Origin of the sequence: Rhizobium lentis, assembly GCF_017352135.1 — a bacterium.
Taxonomy (GTDB): Bacteria; Pseudomonadota; Alphaproteobacteria; order Rhizobiales; family Rhizobiaceae; genus Rhizobium; species Rhizobium lentis.
On the sequence record NZ_CP071454.1, the window covers coordinates 2,613,721 to 2,631,102 of the forward strand.

Below are 17,382 nucleotides of genomic sequence, written 5' to 3' on the forward strand. Positions count from 1 at the left end.
TTTACGACTCCTTCATCAGCTCGCGGATTCCGGCCGGCAGATCCCATTCCGGCCGCCATCCGAGAACGGCGCGAGCCCGCGTAATATCGGCCCGCACGTCAGGTATTTCATTCCGCCGAACAGCGCAAGATGACACTACGGGTAGATCAGTGCCGGCAGCTTCCTGCAAGATGTCGATGATTTCCTGCACCGAATACGACGTTCCCGAGCCGATGTTCATGCAATGATAGCCTTCAGAGACGTTCATGGCTTTGGCGAGGGCGCTCAGGACATCGTCAACGAAGACGTAATCCCGCCGCGGACTGAGGTCCATGACCTGTATTTCCTGCTTGGTTCTTACCTGGTTCAGAAGCGTCGGTATCAGAAATTCCGGGCGCTGCCCAACCCCATATATATTGAAAAGGCGCAATACCACCACTGGTACCTGCTCATGTGTGGCAGCAAACGCACAGAGTTGTTCGGCAAGATGTTTGGAGAGTGCGTAGGGATTGTTGGGTCTGACCGGATCAGTTTCGTGGATCGGCAGCCGCTCCGGCACCCCGTAGACATAGGCGCTGGCGAATATGAGCCTGGCCTTGTGCCGTTTGCACCAGTTCAATGCATGCTGCGTGCCGAGAACATTGGCGGCCGTGAAGCTCGGGCCTTGCGTCCAGCTGTCGGGAACAAATGTCCTGCCGGCTAAATGAAACAGCGTGCGCGCCGGGGGAAGTCGCTGCCACATCCCCTCCTCGCTGATGTCGCCGTGGGTCCGGTCCAGCGCAAGCACGTCAACGCCGGCCTGTTCAAGCCGCTCCACCAAGCGCTTCCCGAGGAAGCCGCCAGCACCGGTGACAATGGCATCAACCATTCAAGAACCTGGATTGCATGGTTTCGAACTGCTCGATCGCCAATGCATAATCGTCGGGGCGGCCGATATCGAGCCAATAGCCGGGAAAATCGCGAACCGTGGCCGGCTTTCCGGCGGCAAGAAGATCAAGCATCAACTGGTCGAAGCCGTAGGCGCCGCGTTGCGGTATGTGTTCGACCGCCCGCGAGGACACCATGTAGACGCCCATGCTGACCTTATACTCGGCCGTCGGCTTTTCCCGAAAGCCAGTCAGACGCCCCGCCTCGTTGGTGTCGAGAACGCCGTAGTCGATGCGATGCTGCCGTGTCTTGGACGAAATTGTAAAGATATTGCCGTCACGGACATGGCTATCGTGAAAATCGGCATAATTCAGGTCCGTCAGAATGTCGCCGTTCATCACCAGGAAATTCTCCGGCAGATCCTTGATCAACCGCAGCGGCCCCATTGTCCCGAGCGGTTCATCCTCGAGCGAGTAATCAATGCGCACGCCCCATTTGTCGCCATCCTGGAAAAAGGCCTTGATCAATTCAGCCTGATGGTTGACGGCGAGTGTTATGTGCTGAAATCCGCCGGAGATCAGCTGGCGAATGATGACCTCGAGAATGGGATAATCGCCGATCGGCATCAAAGGTTTGGGAAGGACGACGGTATAGGGCCGCAACCGCGTTCCCATTCCTCCCGCCAGAATGACTGCGCGCCTAGACATTGAAGATATCCGCCTTGTATCTCGCCAGATTCTGGGGCTGACGCAGCCACTCGACGGTCGCTCTCAGACCTTCCTCCAAGCTGTAACGGGGCGAAAATCCCGTCAGCGACTTGATCAGGCTATTGTCGCAGCACAAGCGTTCCACTTCGCTGTTTGCGGGGCGCAACCGCTGCTCGTCACATTCGATCTCCACATTGACGCCGATGATGTCGGCGATCAGCCGAACGGTATCGCCGATCGAGATCTCGCTGCCGGAGCCGATATTGACCGTCTGGCCGACGGCTTCGTCGCAGGCCGCAAGCGCCAGAAAGCCGTCGCATGTATCCTGCACGAAATTGAAGTCCCGCGTGGGCGAAAGCGCGCCGAGCTTCAGTGTCGTCCGCCCGCTCAGCAGTTGTGAGATCACTGTCGGAATAACCGCCCTTGCCGATTGTCTGGGGCCGAACGTGTTGAACGGTCGTGCGATCGTCACCGGCAGGTCAAAGCTCGAATAATAGCTGTAGGCGATTGCATCGGCGCCGATCTTGGAGGCCGAATAGGGCGACTGCGCCTGCAGCGGATGGCTTTCGCTGATCGGCACAAAACGCGCCGTGCCGTAGACTTCGCTGGTTGACGTCTGGATCACCCTCCCCACCCCAGCGTCAAGGGCTCCTTGAAGGACGTTCAGCGTGCCGTTCACATTGGTATCGATGTAGCTCGACGGCGCCTGATAGGAATAGGGAATGGCAATCAGGGCGGCAAGGTGGAAGATCGTGTCGACGCCCGTGGCGACGGAGCGCATCTGAGAGGGGTCGCGGACGTCTCCGAGGATGACTTCGAACTTGCCGCGATATTCAGACTGATCCAGCCAGCCCCAGCTGGAAAACGAGTTGTACTGGCAGAGGGCGCGAACTTCGACGCCCGACCTGACCAGCGTCTCGACAAGATGGGAGCCGATAAATCCATCCGCCCCGGTGACAAGCGCTTTCTTCATTTCAAAACACCCTCAGAATCGCGCTGGAAGAGCTTCTCCACCTCCCAGGGCAGTTGGATCGCCGAAATCGACGGCTTCCGCTGCTGGCCCAGCATCTGGATAATTCCTACATTGTCCTCCACGTCAAACCGAATACCCTCGGCGACGGAATAGATCGAGAACCGGCTCGATATGCCGAGCCGCACGTAGAACGTGCCGGTGTTGAGAAGACATCCGGGAAATTTGACGCGGGTTCGATAATAGCCGGCTGGCCGGGCGTCGAGGCGCCCGACGTCGAGCTCGGGATCGGAAAGGCTGACGAGGGGGGTATAGCCATCCTCCATCATGATCTGCATTCCGACTGAGAGGCCGGAAAGAGGCTCCCTCAATTCGTACTCGACCTCGACGGAGAAGCCCTTAGACAGTTCCACCGTCCCCGAAACCTCGTCCTTCTCGTTCAGTACCGCAACACGGCAAATGACCGCCTTTCCATCGACGTCCTCGGGATTGACCGAGTAAATTGCCGTGCCGCCGAATTCCGGGCGGTCGAGGTAGGCTTTTATCACATCTGCGGTGTCGCCGATCGCAGCGACTTTGCCGTCGGCCATCAGGATCGATTTCGGGCAGATGCTGCTGATCGCAGTCATATTGTGGCTGACAAAGATAATCGTTCGACCAGCCTTCGTGACTTCCTGCATGCGCCCCATGCATTTGTTCTGGAAGTTGACGTCACCAACGGCCAAGACCTCATCAATCAAAAGAATTTCCGGCTCGAGATGCGCCGCAACCGAGAAAGCCAGGCGCACGTACATTCCGGATGAATATCGCTTCACCGGGGTGTCAATGAACTCGCCGATTTCGGCAAACTCGACGATCTCGTCGAACTTTGATCTGACCTCGGCACGACTCATACCAAGAATGGCGCCGTTGAGATAGACATTCTCTCGACCGGAAAGCTCCGGATGAAATCCGGTGCCAACCTCAAGAAGGCTCGCAATTCTACCCCGTATTCCTATGAAGCCGGAATTGGGCAGGGTGATACGCGACATCACCTTCAACAGCGTGGATTTTCCGGCACCGTTCCTGCCAATAATCCCGACAATCTCGCCGTGGCCGACCTCGAAGGAGACGTCATCAAGCGCATGAAAGATGTCTCCCCTCAGCCGCGACTCCTTGCCCTTGGCGGAGGCATAGTCGGATACCGAAATGTTCGGATCCGGAAGATTGCGCCACTTTGCCCACCAGCTCTGAAGGTCGCGATAGAGGGTGCCGTGATTGATCACGCCGAGGCGGTACAGCTTGCTGATATGCTCCGCTCGAATAACGATATCACTCATCAAACGGTATCCATTGCCGTTGCCTCGGCTCGCGCGAAAAGCATCAGGCCACCGATAAAAACAATCAGAGTGACAGCGATATTCGCGAGGCAAACGCTCAGTGGGAGTGACGACGAGTCGAACAGTGCCCAACGGAATAGCTGAACCGGCGTCGTCATCGGATTGAGGTGGTAAAACCATTGATATCGTTCGGGAACTTGGCTGAAGGTGTAGACGACGGGTGTGGCATACATCCAAAGCTGAGCCACGAAGCCGACAGCATAAACCAGATCACGATATCGGACCGTCAGCGCAGAAACCGCGAGTCCTGCGCCCACGCCAAGTGTTGCGACATATGCCAAAATCAGCGGCGTCGCTAACACAAAACGCAGGCTCATCACCATGCCATCCTGGCTGAGCCAGAGAGCAAAGGAGATTGTAAGCAGAAGCATAAATTGGATAACAAATGCTACCAGGCTGCTCATCGCGACCGCGAGCGGGACAACCAGTCGGGGGAAGTACACCTTTCCGAACAAATTTGAGTTCTTTGAAAATGTTTCCGCATTGTTGGTCAGACAAGCCGAGAAATAATTCCAGATGATGGTTCCGGACATATAAAAGACAAGCGGTGAAATTCCATCGGTGGAGAGATTGGCAATCTTTCCGAAGACGACATAGTAGGTTATCGCCGTCAGTGTCGGTTGTATCAGATACCAAACCGGTCCGAGCACAGTTTGCTTGTAGAAGGTCGTGAAATCCCTTTTGAAGAACATCCAGACAAGTTCACGATATTTCCATGCGGCCGTCAGCCGGCCGCTTACATTGCCGGATGGCTTGATGACGATATCCCAGAATTCGGTTCCGCTTTCTCGCTTCTTCGTCACGTGACCTGTCATATTATAGGCTCAAACTCTCCGGTAGCCGCTGCTCGGGCCATATTTCGACGGCTCGGGAACTGCGCAGACAACGCCATGTATCATGCGATTTGATCGAGGACACGCCCCAAAATAAGTTTCAGACGGCGGTCGAAATCCTCTTGCTTCCACAAGGAAGCTCTTTCAAGCCCTTTTTTGATCAAGGCGGAGCGCAGGTCTTCGTCTTCCCACAGGCGGTTCATTGCGCCTTGAATTTCCTCAATGGTTTGCGGCGCGAAATAGAGGGCTGCATCACCGCACTGTTCCCGCATACCATATTTGTCCGAGATCAGAACGGGGCAACCGCACGCCATTGCTTCAAGAGGCGGAATGTTGGTTGGACCGAAAAAAGTCGGCATAACCAGTCCTCGGGCACGATGATAAAATCCCGCAAGGTCCGAGTCCGGGACATAGCCGACGAAATGAATTGCGTCCGAGAGACCAAGCTCGCTCGCCAGGGTTTTGACAGTGTCATATTCGCGTGTTGTGCCGCCCGCCAACACCAATTCCATATCCGGGTGGATCGCGCGCGCTGATGCAAGTGCTGTTATGAGCCGCGCGTGGTTCTTGTGAGGCCAGAACTGTGCCGGATAAAAATAGAATTTTTGCGGAAGTCGATAGCGTTCGGCGAAGTCGGCGGTCTCGATGGAGCCTGTCAGATAGCTCGGAGCAACATAAGGAAGCGGATGGATGCGGTCTTCCCTTGTCCCGTAACTTTCCATGACATGGCGTCGTCCCATGTCCGAATCGACAAGCACGGCCGCGCTCTGGTTTGCGAGGTTGCGGAAGCGGTTTTCTCTCAGTTGAAAACGCAGCCAGCTTCCAGCTTCTGGAAAGCTGCGCTCGTATCGGTGCATCAAATCGTGGATGGTTGCGACCGAGGGCTCGTTGATCTGCCAGGTGAGTGCGTCCTGAGCCGGGAAAATCCATAAGTCGCATTGCAAGGACGACAACTCGCGAACGAGCGGATTTATCCGTCCGGCGAGGGTACGCGCAACGGAGCCCGGCATAGCCATGAAGATCTTGGCAAGCAGTTCACCACGCTTCCAATGACGCAGCCGGACAGCCTTGAGGGCGTTGGCATCGAACTGGGGGCGCCATGCTTCATCGCCATAGGCGACGATGACGTCCGCTTCGGTGCCATCGATTGAGGACAAGGCGTGAACAACACTCTGCGCATATTGAAACATGCCGCCGGCGTGGCGACCTACTCCGAGATAGAAACCAATCCTTTTTCGACGCAAGATATCTCGACCGCTCAATTATGTCGCCAATGGTCAGATCGCATTCTTGCGGGCGACGACACAGACGCCCCAGGTGTCAGTCCCCGGGGACGCGCCGGACATCCATTCCTCGGCAACGACACGACTCATCCCCGCATTTGCAAGCAGGCGATCGATCTCATTGAGGAAGAGGTAACGCATGCGGTGGGTTTCGCGAACCATCTCGGTCTTGGCACTCAGCTTCTCCGTCGCGAAAATCGTGTAATTGACATCGACGACGCTCTCGGTGTCGTGCAGCACCGACTCCGCGACACGGACGATTGAAACTTCATCATTTTCCAGGCGTTTGGCCCGGGTGCTAGGGCGTTGCCACAGCACTGCAGGCCCGTACCAGAAGTCGAAGATGAAAATCCCACCATCTTCGAGGTGGTGGGAAACAGTCTCGATCATTGCTTCCAGATCGGCGTCCGAGATCTGATAGCTCAGAACGTGAAAGAGCGAAATCACCGCCTGAAATCGTCGATCCGTCCGGAAGGTACGTGCGTCGCCCAGCGAGAAATCAAGTTTGCCGTTCGCCTGTGCCGCCTTCGGCATGGCTGCGGCAAGCATGGTTTCCGAAAGCTCAACCCCCAGCACCTCGTATCCGGCTTTGGCGATCATGCCGGCATGGATGCCGGTGCCGGATCCCAGCTCCAAAATTTGGGTTACGGGTCTGGTGGCGTGGCGCTCCAGCAGAGCTTTCACATAGGATGTTTCGCCCTCATAGTCCTTGTCCTTGTAGAGAAGGTCGTAATACTGGGAATATAATCCGAAACTGGTCGTCAACGAATGACCTCCGCGACGATACCCGCGACTTCGCGAATTTGCTCTTCCCTCAGCGCCATCCCGCTTGGAATATAGAAGCCGCGGCGCGCAAGCCTTGCGGCGATGGGAAGATCGGCGTCCTTGAAGAAGCCCATCTTCTGCAGAACCGGCTGCTCGTGCATCGGCCAGAAAAAAGGGCGGCAGCCTACGCCCTTCGCGGCCAGTCGCTTCATCGCTTCAGCTGCGTCGAAATCGATCTCGTCCTTCAGCACGATGCCGTAAACCCAATAGATATTTCGGGCGTAGGATGTCTCGGCCAACGGCAATTGAATACCCGGAAGATCCTGAAGCAGTTCGGTATAGAGGCTGCCCATCGCCCGCTTACGCTCGACGAATTCCGGCAGGCGCTCAAGCTGCGCGCAACCTAAAGCCGCCTGCATATTCGTCATGCGCATATTCCAGCCCAGCTCTTCATGGACAAAGCGGCGGGCAGGGAGGAAGCAAAGATTTCGCAGGCTCCGAGATCTGTCGGCAATCGCATCGGAATCGGTGACGATCATGCCACCTTCGCCTGTGGTAATATGCTTGTTGGGATAGAAGCTGAAAATGCTGACATCGCCGAAACTGCCGCAAGGCTGGCCGTTATAAGTCTGGCCATGCATTTCCGCGGCATCTTCAATGATCTTGAGGTTGTGGCGGCGGGCGATCTCGTTGATAGGTGCCATATCGCATGGCAAACCATAGATATGCACCACCATGATGGCGCGCGTCTTTGGAGTAATTGCTGCTTCAATTTTCGTCGGATCGATATTCCAGGTGAGGGGATCCGAGTCCACCGCAACCGGCACACAGCCCGCTCTTACGATGGCTGCGGCGCAGGAAATGATCGTGAAGGATGGCAAGATGACCTCGGAGCCTTCCTCCAGACCAAGCGCCATCATACCGGCATCGAGAGCCATTGAACCATTGGCGACAGCGATTGCGTGCCTGCGGCTGACGGATGCAGCAAATTCACGCTCAAACCGCGTGATGAAGGGACCTTCGGAGGAAATCCAGCCGGTCTCGATGCATTCCAGCAGATACTTGCTCTCGTTGCCATTCAGCAGCGGTTCATTGACCGGAATCATACGGTACCCTTTATCTTCAGTTCCCGCGCCGACGGTACAAATCGCGTTTTATCGGACTCCCCGGCGTAGGGGCCTTGTTTGACTTCGATGATTTCGGCTTCTTCGATAATTTCGAAACCGTGCCCGCCGAAGGCAAGCAATATGACGTCGCCCGCGCGCAGGATCGCGCTTTCGTAATATTCCTGCGCGTCGGTATAGAAGTCCACACGAACAACGCCCGACTTTATCAGCAGGACTTCCTTCGTGTAGAGAACTTCGCGCGCAACGGCGTTATGGACGTGCGGCTGGATGACATAGCCGGTCGGTCGCTTCATATAGGCGAGCTGCTGCGAAAACTCGTCCGGCGTGAAAAACTGGATGCCGTCGAACGTGTAGTTCGAGCGCAATATCATGGCCTGCAATTCGCCGCCATGCACGATGTTTTCTATCATGTTTCTCTTTCCCAAGTAGAGCGATGCGTCAGGATGCCGCCAAACCGGCCGCTTTCCGTATGCGCTTAACGCCGGCGGAGAATACGAGCTTATAGAAGTCTTTCATCCGCTGGCGGCGCATTTTCTCGAAAAAGCCCACCACTCGCAGCCGCATTTGTTCGTTAACTTCTACGCGGATCTTTTGCAATTTCTTTGGCGCATGGCCGAGGCTGCTCTCGTAGTAGTCGACGTCGCTGCAGTGGACGCCGCTATCGTCAAACCCCGAGTTCACCACGAGGCTCTCGCGAGGGTAGAGGGTCAGCATATTGTCGAGATAAGCAGCGGCATGCCACCTGATCGCCCAGGATTGATTCTTGCCGTCGACCTGATTGCGCAGCATCCTGAGGAAGAAGGCGTTCCCACCGTGGTCGAAACCTTTGGCGAGGCCTTTGTCTTTCAGGGCCGCCAAAAGCTTCGCCCCATCGGGTTCGAAGTGTTTCCAGGCCCGCGCCCAGGTGGCCCATCCCCAACAGTCCGCTCCTCGCAGGAAGTAGCTCTCAGGCGCATCGTCGTTGGCGACCGGATAGGCGTAGCCGTGAATGCTGGCAACGCGTTCCTCATCTGCATAAAGATCGAGGCCCTGGTTCATATAACGCAGGAAGTCGGGCGAGGTTATAAGATCATCCTCGACGACGATCACGCGGCCATATTGCTCGCACAGACGTCCGACGCCATCGATGATGGAGCCTGCAAGGCCGTAGTTCCGTTCACGTTCGACGACGGTGACCGACTTGAAACCCGTTACCGTTTTTGCCTGTTCACGGACCTGGCGGACGCGCTCCGCTTCTTTCTCATTGCGCGCACCGTCGCAGTAAATGAACAAAGGCGTTTCTTCCGCCAATTCGTTTGCCTGCAATGCAGCGACGGTCCGTGCCATATGCAGGGGACGATTGAAGACAAAAAGTATGACTGGTGCGCATTCCATGATTATTCCCAGCATTTCCTGCGTTGCGCAAATTGCTCGAGCCTATGTACGAATTGGGTCTCGGCTTCGAGCCGCTCCGTGTCGATCGCTTTTAGCTGCTTACGCCCTTTTTCGATCAGATCAACTGCCACCGCAGGATCTCGAATCCGCAACATTGCGTCGGCCCACTGCTCTGCGTCATCAGCGTCGGCAAACAACGCCGCATCGCCGACCTGTTCATTGAGGTGCGCCGAATAAATCAACGGGCGGCCGACTGCCCAGGCTTCCAACGGCGGTAGATTGGTCGGACCAAAATAAGTCGACATCACGACGGCCAGAGCGCCTTCGTAAAGCGCGCGCATGTGATCAACCGGCACAAAGCCGAGAAACGTCACATTGTCAGAGACGCCTAACCGCTGCGCTTGCTGCTTGATCCAGGCCAAATTTCCGCTGTTCCCACCCGAAAAGACCACGCGTATGTCGGAATTAGCCGTCTTTTGCTTTAACGACGAGATCGCTTCAAGAATGCGTATATGGTTCTTATGAGGCCAGAATTGCGCCGGATAGAAATAATAGCCATCCCTCAGCCCGTATTTGGCGAGCACGGCTGTGCGATCGATCGAATGCGCTTCACTTAAGAACGGAGAGGGTTCGAACGGCATCGCAATCATGCGCTCTTCGTCAACTCCGTAGCGAACGACAATCCTCCTCAGTAGTTGATGTGATGCCACCAAGACGGCGACCGCACGTGGCAGGCATGTGGAAAAGTGCCGCTCTCGTTCTTCGAATCTGCCATCGGAGCTGACTTCCGGAAATTCGAGATCGTCGCGATGACAGAGATCAAGGACTGTTGTGACGTAATTGAGCTTGCGGAAATAGTTCGGAGTTGAGGAATGTGTAACGAAATACCCCAGATCCATGCCTGCTTTCAGCAGCGCATTTTCGATCTTGTTTGCCATCCACGCTTTACCAATTTCCTTGCGGATTGAGCGGCGCAACACGGCGAGTGCAATTCGGGATAGTCTTCCGGCGGCAGGCAGGTATTTTGCGGGAACTCCAAGTCGCTTGAGATGCTGGAGATTGGCTTTGATTGTCGTGAAAGCCACGACCTCATGCTGTTTTCCGATGATACGCTGGAGTTGTACGATCGCATTGATTGCTTGATTGAAACCGCCACCGACCTGAATCGGGTTTTCTAACAAGATGCCAATTTTCATGATTTGACTAACCTCAGCGTCCGCGCCAGCAGACGCCTACTTCACATTTCGATCAGGCCGGAGAACCGCGTCGTTTTTCACAGATAATCTGACACAGCGGATCTCGTCCTCAATTTCTCTTTCCCTATGTAAAAGGGTCACAGCCAGCGGATGCTGTCACGAATTGATCGTCACGGAGATCCGCAAAAGGGCGCTCTCACCAATTGGCGCGAGGAGGCATCCGCGTCATCCATTCAGTTGCATCTGATAATTTCTAGGTTTGCCTTAGCATATCCTACGATCACGACAACACCCACAACGGCCCGGTCACAACCAAAATTGGACGTGTTTGGGGGGTGTCGTTGCAATCTTGAGACAGTGACCGACAATTCCTTCTATGGTGCTTGAGTGGCCATCAAAACCTGGAGCGGGAAAGCAAACTGAAGGGCAAAACGACCTCGTGTCCGTTGAGAACAGTCAAGGAAGAGCGCCCGAGGAAGCCGTTACGCTTTTGCAGGACGGGCGCCGGATAAGTTCCGAGGCCATGGGTCAATCGATCGACATGACTTTCGGCCGCGAATTTCAGATTTGCGTGGGGACGATGCGAACGGAGCACTTCTTCTACCAGCTTGTGGTCAGCGATGCTGCCTTTGACGAAAAGATGGCGCGGATGGTTCCAGACGACGTAAGGTTTTCAAGATTGCCGGCATAAGTGAGCGCGTTGAGGTTGACGACAGTCCCATTGTGCCAGTCTCACATCGACCGAAGAGATCGACGATGCGCATTTCGCCGGCCCGACCGCAGTTACATGGGGGTTGCACTCGTTCGGCCGTTTCCATAAACACGACCCGAAGATTGTATCGAAAGACGATGTGAAAAAATGACAAAAACCGCGCTTATTACTGGGGTGACTGGTCAGGATGGTGCCTATTTGGCCGAATTGCTTTTGAGCAAAGGTTATACGGTGCACGGTATCAAGCGGCGGTCCTCGTCTTTTAATACCGGCCGCATCGAACATATCTATCAGGATCCGCATGAGGCCCATCCACGCTTCGTCCTCCACTATGGCGATATGATCGACTCGACCAATCTCCTGCGGATCGTGCAGCAGACACAGCCTGACGAAATTTACAACCTGGCCGCACAAAGCCATGTCGGCGTTAGTTTCGAAACGCCGGAATATACCGCCGATGCCGATGGTATCGGGACGTTGAGGTTGCTTGAGGCGATCCGCATCCTGGGTCTTGAGAAAAAAAGCCGGTTCTACCAGGCGTCGACATCGGAACTCTACGGTCTTGTGCAGCAAGTGCCGCAGAACGAGAAGACGCCATTCTATCCGCGCTCTCCCTATGCCGCAGCCAAGCTCTATGCCTACTGGATCGTCGTGAATTATCGCGAGGCCTACGGCATGCACGCGTCCAACGGCATTCTGTTCAACCATGAAAGTCCGCTTCGCGGCGAGACCTTCGTCACGCGCAAGATCACGATGGCGGTGGCGGCCATCAGCCTCGGCCTTCAGGACAAGCTTTACCTCGGGAACCTTGACGCCCAGCGTGACTGGGGCCATGCGCGCGAATACGTCGAAGGCATGTGGCGCATGCTGCAGCAGGACAAGCCGGATGACTACGTATTGGCGACGGGTGAGACGACGCGTGTCCGCCAGTTTGTCGAGTGGGCTTTTGCCGACGTCGGCATCACCCTGGAGTGGAAGGGGTCCGGCGTCGACGAAAAGGGTTATGACTCCGCCTCCGGTGCGTGCCTTGTGGAAATCGATCCTCGATATTTCCGCCCGACGGAAGTCGATCTTCTGCTTGGCGACCCCTCCAAGGCACGCCAGAATCTCGGCTGGCACCACAAGACGCCGGTTCGCGAACTCGCCGCGGAGATGGTGCGCGAGGATATCAAGCACTGGAAGGCTCAAGGTAGCCGGAAAGAGGTCTGAGTGTACGACTTATCCAACAAGAAGATCTGGGTTGCCGGTCATCGCGGAATGGTCGGCAGTGCTCTTGTGCGCAGGCTTCAATCCGAAGCCTGCAACGTCGTCACGGCCACGCGCGCCGAGGTCGACTTGACGCGCCAGGACGAGGTCGAGAAATTTGTTGAAGCAACCCGGCCTGACGCGATCATTCTCGCCGCTGCCAAGGTTGGCGGTATCCTCGCGAATGACAGCTATCCCGCCGAATTCATCTACGACAATCTGATTATTGAAGCCAACCTCTTTGAGGCTGCCCATCGGGCGGGCGTGGACCGGTTTCTCTTCCTGGGGTCAAGCTGCATTTATCCCAAGCTCGCGCCACAGCCGATTCCCGAAGACGCTCTGTTGACCGGTCCGCTTGAGCCGACCAACGAATGGTACGCGATGGCCAAGATCGCCGGTATCAAGCTCGCGGAAGCCTATCGCAAGCAATATGGCCGGGATTACATTTCGGCCATGCCGACCAATTTATACGGGCCAGGCGATAATTTCGACCTGAATACCAGTCATGTTCTGCCAGCGCTGATCCGCAAGGCTCATGCTGCGAAACTTCGCAAAGACCCGCATATGGTGGTCTGGGGCACAGGCACCCCGCGCCGCGAATTTCTTCACGTCGACGACTGCGCCGATGCGTTGGTGTTTCTCCTCAAATCATATTCGGGCGCGCAGCATGTCAATGTCGGCTCGGGCACGGATCTCGAAATTATCGAATTGACGCGTCTGGTATGCCGCGTTGTCGGTTATGAGGGGGAGATCATCCATGATCTTTCCAAGCCTGATGGCACGCCGCGAAAGCTGATGAGCAATCAGAAGCTGCAGGACATGGGCTGGAAACCGCGCATCTCGCTCGAGGACGGCATCCGAGCCACTTACGCCTGGTTCCTGGAATTCGAAAATAAATCGGATTCAGCGGTCTGATACCAGGTCCTTCGGATCGGCATTTCTCTTTTCACGTTGATTCGCCACACAGGGGTGTCGCGAGCCTCCTGCCTTATGGGCCACTGGCCGGCCGGTCCGGAACGCATTGTCGTCTGAACCTTCACCACCGTCAGGATAAAGCCGAGAATGCGGTTCTGCAGTCTGCCGACGAGTAATAAGGTCGGCGGCGGGCGGCACGGCTCGGGGCTATTGCGGCTGGGGAACCCGATAGGGTTAGCGCGGTGAGTATTGTAGGAAGGGCGAATATACGCATAATTTCTGCGGCTGGCGCTGCCAGGCAAGATCGGCCGAAACTCGTGGGGGATTCCATGGAAACAATCGTCGAGGACGCCCATGCTGGCGCAGTGTCGCCCGAACTTGTGGTCGATGCACTGTTTGCATGCCGAAAGACGGCAGCGATCAGGGCCGCCATCGAGCTAGACCTCTTCACGCATATCGGCGAGGGCAAAACGGCAGCAATGTTGGCGCCGGCGATAAGCGCCTCGGAGCGTGGAGTGCGCATCCTGTGCGATTACCTCGTGGTCCATGGCTTCCTGAACAAGGAGGGCGGACAGTATCGGATGACGCCCTCGACCCGAATGTTCCTCGATCGCAATTCGCCGGCCTATATGGGCTCTGCCGTCGAGTTTGCCGCCGCTCCCGAAATACTGGATAATTTTCTGCGTGATCCCGCCGCCGTCGTGCGAAACGGCGGTTCGTGTGGCCTTGCGAACATGTCGCCGGACAATCCCGTCTGGCTGAAGTTTGCCCGCGGCATGGGCTCCTTTACCGGGCTCAGCGCCAAGATACTGGCTGGCGAAATCTCCAGCTGGCCGAGGCCTCCTGAAAAGGTTTTGGACATCGCTGCGGGTCCAGGCGTTTTCGGCATCGAAATCGCCAAGGGCTTTCCATCGGCGCAGATCGTCGCCGTCGACTGGGCGGCCGTGTTGGAGCTGTCGAGGCAGAATGCGGAAAAAGCCGGCGTGGCCGACCGCTACCGGACGATCGCCGGCAGTGCCTTCGATGTGGATTGGGGCATGGGTTACGATCTCGTGCTGCTGCCGAATTTTCTGCACCACTTCGATTTGCCGACTTGTGCTCAGTTGTTACGGCGGATCATCGCAAGCCTGGCGGAGAACGGCCGGATCGTCGCGGTCGATTTCGTGCCGAACGAAGATGGCGTGTCGCCGCCTTTTCCCGCGGCCTTCTCCTGGGAGATGCTCGCCAGCACCCCGGCGGGCCAGGCTTATAGGCAAAGCGAGCTAACCGAGATGGCAAGACTGGCCGGCCTTGCCGGTGTCACGGTCAAACCGATGCCGCCAACGCCGGCAAGCCTCATCATTTTTGCATAGCCGCAGCAAAATCCGGTCGCCCTCTTTGTCGACAGAACCGAGCGCATCTGAGAATTTAAGAGGAATTGGCTGGGGAACCTGGATTCGAACCAAGATCGACGGAGTCAGAGTCCGCTGTTCTACCATTGAACTATTCCCCAGCAAGCGGACCGGCGGCCGGTTCGGCTGGTGTGCGGCGCTTATAAACAAAAGCCCGGCGATTGCAAATACCTGTTTTGAAAAAAATCGGCCCTCTCATCTCGAGTGAAACTCCTCCGCAAAGCCCTCTCCCAAAAAAGAATTTGGTGATTTTGGCGGGCGCTGATATTCTTGCGGCAACGCAAAAATCAAATGAGCGCCTGCTGCATATCTCAAGGACTTGCGCGGCGCAGTGGAAAAACAAAGTGGAAGACCCCGAAGGCGGCGCGAAGCCGCAATTTGACGGGGCGTCGGCGGCAGGGCGCAGGGACGGCAAGAAGTCCAGGCGTCGCAAGGGCAAGCGCGGCGGGCAAACCCGCAGTGCCGCTCATCCCGCTTCGCATGAGCTCTCCGGCAGCGCCGGGCAGCCTGCACGCCCGATTGAAGATGCCGCCGGCTCTCCGGCCCGCAAGCGGAAGCGCCGCCGTCGTGGCGGTCATCGCGCTCCGCAGGATGGCTCGATTCAAACCCAGGCGACGGAACAGACGGGCGCGGCGGCCAATGCCGCCCGGCTCGACGGCGAACCCGCATCGACCCGACGCAACCGCCGTAAGCATCGGGGCAAGCGCGGGCTGCAGGGCCGGCCGCTGACATCGGCAAAGCCTTCCCATGTGCCGCCGCAGGAAAGCCGCATGGAAGAGACGGCGCGTAGCGCCGTCCCGCGCGAAATGCAGAACGGCGCGGGCGTCGGCCGCAAGGGGCGCCAGGAGAGCAACGGTCACCAAGGGGATCGCCAGGCCAGCGAGCATGCATGGCCGGAAGAACTCTATGCCGCGCTCGATCTCGGCACCAACAATTGCCGCTTGCTCATCGCCCAGCCGACCCGACCCGGGCAGTTCCGCGTCGTCGATGCCTTTTCCCGCATCGTGCGCCTTGGCGAAGGCCTTGCGGCCAGCGGCCGGCTGTCCGACGAGGCAATGGAAAGGGCGATCGAGGCGCTGAGGATCTGCGCGTCCAAGCTCAGGAACCGGGAAATCCGCCGCATGCGGCTGATCGCCACCGAAGCCTGCCGCCAGGCGGTCAATGGCGAGGAGTTCCTCGGCCGCGTCGTCGCTGAAACCGGCCTTGAGCTTGAGATCATCGACCGGGAGACCGAGGCACGGCTTGCCGTCTCCGGCTGCTCTTCGTTGGTCGGGCGCGAGACGCGCTCCGTCGTCCTCTTCGATATCGGTGGCGGCTCATCGGAGATTGCCGTCATCCGCATCGGTGACAATCGTTTCAGTCGGCTGGCCAATCACATCACCCATTGGACCTCGCTGCCGGTCGGCGTCGTGACGCTGTCGGAGCGTCACGGCGGGCGCGATGTCACCCCGGAACTTTTCGAAGGCATGGTGCACGAGGTCGAAGGCATGCTCGGACGCTTCGATTGCCCTGAGATCGAGGTCGCCCAGACCGGCGATTTCCATTTGATCGGCACGTCCGGCACGGTGACGACGCTTGCCGGCGTCCATCTCGACCTGCCGCGTTATGACCGGCGCAAGGTCGATGGCATTTGGCTGTCGGATGATGAGGTCTCCGCCATGCAGGCAAAGCTTCTCTCCTGGGATTTCGAAAGCCGCGCCGCCAATCCCTGCATCGGACCGGACCGCGCCGATCTGGTGCTGGCCGGCTGCGCCATTCTGGAGGCGATCCGCCGTCGCTGGCCGAGCCCGCGCATGCGCGTTGCCGATCGCGGCTTGAGGGAAGGCCTGCTCACCGACATGATGGCCGATGACGGCGTGTGGCGGCGAAACCGCAACCGTCGTGGCCAGCGTGCGAAATAAGGGGAAGGCATGACAAAGGCACCGATCGCGGGAAACCGCACCGGCCGCAAGCTCGGCCAGCGCGTCAAGAACAAGAAAATGAAGGCATCCTCGCGCCAATGGCTGCAGCGCCACATCAACGATCCCTATGTGCAGCGCGCCAAGCTTGAAGGCTATCGCGCCCGTGCTGCCTTCAAGCTCCTGGAGATCGACGAGAAGTACCACATTCTGCGCGGCGCCCGGCGTATTATCGATCTGGGCGCGGCTCCCGGCAGCTGGTCGCAAATTGCCGCCAAGGTCACCGGATCGACGGATGAGGATGTCCGTGTCGCCGCGATCGATTTCCTCGAAATGGCCCAGCTTCCCGGCGTGAAGATCCTGCAGCTCGACTTCCTCGATCCCAGTGCGCCGGAAAAGCTACTGGAGGCTGTCGGCGGCACGCCCGATCTCGTCATCTCCGATATGGCCGCGCCGACCACAGGCCACCACCGCACCGATCACCTGCGCACCATGCATCTGTGCGAGGTGGCGGCCCATTTCGCCATCGAGGTGCTGGGGGAGGGCGGGCATTTCCTCACCAAGACCTTCCAGGGCGGCACGGAGCGAGACCTGCTCGCCATGCTGAAGCAGAACTTCCGCCAGGTCGTCCACGTCAAGCCGAATTCCTCACGTGCCGAATCGGTCGAGATGTTCCTGCTGGCCAAGGGGTTCAAAGGGCGCAAGGCCGGGGAGCAGTCAGAGGAAGCTTGATCTTCGGGC

General features: G+C 57.5%; 16 protein-coding genes and 1 tRNA gene. 5 read left to right on the plus strand and 12 right to left on the minus strand.

The features are described from left to right. Window position 1: 1 nt before the first annotated feature. The 11 genes from J0663_RS12565 to J0663_RS12615 form a co-directional block, all read right to left on the minus strand. On the minus strand, window positions 2-847 hold the full coding sequence (locus tag J0663_RS12565; RefSeq protein ID WP_207240659.1) for an NAD-dependent epimerase/dehydratase family protein: 846 nt from the start codon (window positions 845-847) through the stop codon (window positions 2-4). After that, complete coding sequence (locus J0663_RS12570; RefSeq protein ID WP_207240660.1) at window positions 840-1,553, minus strand: nucleotidyltransferase family protein; 714 nt, start codon at window positions 1,551-1,553, stop codon at window positions 840-842. Before J0663_RS12570 ends, J0663_RS12565 begins: the two co-directional genes overlap by 8 nt. Next, a complete protein-coding gene (locus J0663_RS12575) occupies window positions 1,546-2,526 on the minus strand; it encodes an NAD-dependent 4,6-dehydratase LegB (protein WP_207240661.1) in 981 nt (326 codons plus the stop codon). The genes J0663_RS12570 and J0663_RS12575 overlap by 8 nt, the downstream gene beginning before the upstream one ends. Further along, window positions 2,523-3,842 (minus strand): ABC transporter ATP-binding protein, encoded by a 1,320-nt coding sequence (locus J0663_RS12580; RefSeq protein ID WP_207244491.1) that lies wholly within the window; start codon window positions 3,840-3,842, stop codon window positions 2,523-2,525. The genes J0663_RS12575 and J0663_RS12580 overlap by 4 nt, the downstream gene beginning before the upstream one ends. Next, complete coding sequence (locus J0663_RS12585; RefSeq protein WP_207240662.1) at window positions 3,842-4,717, minus strand: ABC transporter permease; 876 nt, start codon at window positions 4,715-4,717, stop codon at window positions 3,842-3,844. Before J0663_RS12585 ends, J0663_RS12580 begins: the two co-directional genes overlap by 1 nt. 80 nt (window positions 4,718-4,797) lie before the next feature. Continuing rightward, on the minus strand, window positions 4,798-5,997 hold the full coding sequence (locus tag J0663_RS12590) for a glycosyltransferase family 4 protein (protein ID WP_246590281.1): 1,200 nt from the start codon (window positions 5,995-5,997) through the stop codon (window positions 4,798-4,800). A gap of 15 nt (window positions 5,998-6,012) precedes the next feature. Next, a complete protein-coding gene (locus J0663_RS12595) occupies window positions 6,013-6,783 on the minus strand; it encodes a class I SAM-dependent DNA methyltransferase (RefSeq protein ID WP_207240663.1) in 771 nt (256 codons plus the stop codon). Then, window positions 6,780-7,889 (minus strand): DegT/DnrJ/EryC1/StrS family aminotransferase, encoded by a 1,110-nt coding sequence (locus J0663_RS12600; RefSeq protein ID WP_207240664.1) that lies wholly within the window; start codon window positions 7,887-7,889, stop codon window positions 6,780-6,782. The genes J0663_RS12595 and J0663_RS12600 overlap by 4 nt, the downstream gene beginning before the upstream one ends. Then, entirely contained in the window at window positions 7,886-8,320 is a 435-nt protein-coding gene (locus J0663_RS12605) for a hypothetical protein (RefSeq protein ID WP_207240665.1), read from the minus strand. The genes J0663_RS12600 and J0663_RS12605 overlap by 4 nt, the downstream gene beginning before the upstream one ends. A gap of 28 nt (window positions 8,321-8,348) precedes the next feature. Next, window positions 8,349-9,284: a glycosyltransferase family protein gene (locus J0663_RS12610; protein WP_207240666.1), complete on the minus strand. Its 936-nt coding sequence runs from the start codon at window positions 9,282-9,284 to the stop codon at window positions 8,349-8,351. Between the two features lie 2 nt (window positions 9,285-9,286). Continuing rightward, entirely contained in the window at window positions 9,287-10,480 is a 1,194-nt protein-coding gene (locus J0663_RS12615) for a glycosyltransferase (RefSeq protein ID WP_207240667.1), read from the minus strand. An 859-nt stretch (window positions 10,481-11,339) separates the two neighbouring features. On the opposite strand from J0663_RS12615, the gene gmd reads away from it, so the two are divergent. The 3 genes from gmd (at window position 11,340) to J0663_RS12630 (ending at window position 14,704) form a co-directional block, all read left to right on the plus strand. Beyond that, window positions 11,340-12,401, plus strand: coding sequence for a GDP-mannose 4,6-dehydratase (gmd, locus tag J0663_RS12620; RefSeq protein WP_207240668.1), 1,062 nt, complete (start codon window positions 11,340-11,342; stop codon window positions 12,399-12,401). Next, complete coding sequence (gene fcl / locus J0663_RS12625; RefSeq protein ID WP_207240669.1) at window positions 12,402-13,352, plus strand: GDP-L-fucose synthase; 951 nt, start codon at window positions 12,402-12,404, stop codon at window positions 13,350-13,352. A 329-nt stretch (window positions 13,353-13,681) separates the two neighbouring features. Then, on the plus strand, window positions 13,682-14,704 hold the full coding sequence (locus J0663_RS12630; RefSeq protein ID WP_207240670.1) for an SAM-dependent methyltransferase: 1,023 nt from the start codon (window positions 13,682-13,684) through the stop codon (window positions 14,702-14,704). Window positions 14,705-14,770: 66 nt separating this feature from the next. Here J0663_RS12630 and J0663_RS12635 read toward each other — a convergent pair. Next, window positions 14,771-14,844 (minus strand) — tRNA-Gln (locus J0663_RS12635). Window positions 14,845-15,087: 243 nt separating this feature from the next. Here J0663_RS12635 and J0663_RS12640 point away from each other — a divergent pair. Beyond that, window positions 15,088-16,644, plus strand: a complete 1,557-nt coding sequence (locus J0663_RS12640; RefSeq protein ID WP_207240671.1) for a Ppx/GppA phosphatase family protein — start codon at window positions 15,088-15,090, stop codon at window positions 16,642-16,644. A 9-nt stretch (window positions 16,645-16,653) separates the two neighbouring features. Next, complete coding sequence (locus tag J0663_RS12645) at window positions 16,654-17,373, plus strand: RlmE family RNA methyltransferase (protein WP_207240672.1); 720 nt, start codon at window positions 16,654-16,656, stop codon at window positions 17,371-17,373. Window positions 17,374-17,382: the final 9 nt, after the last annotated feature.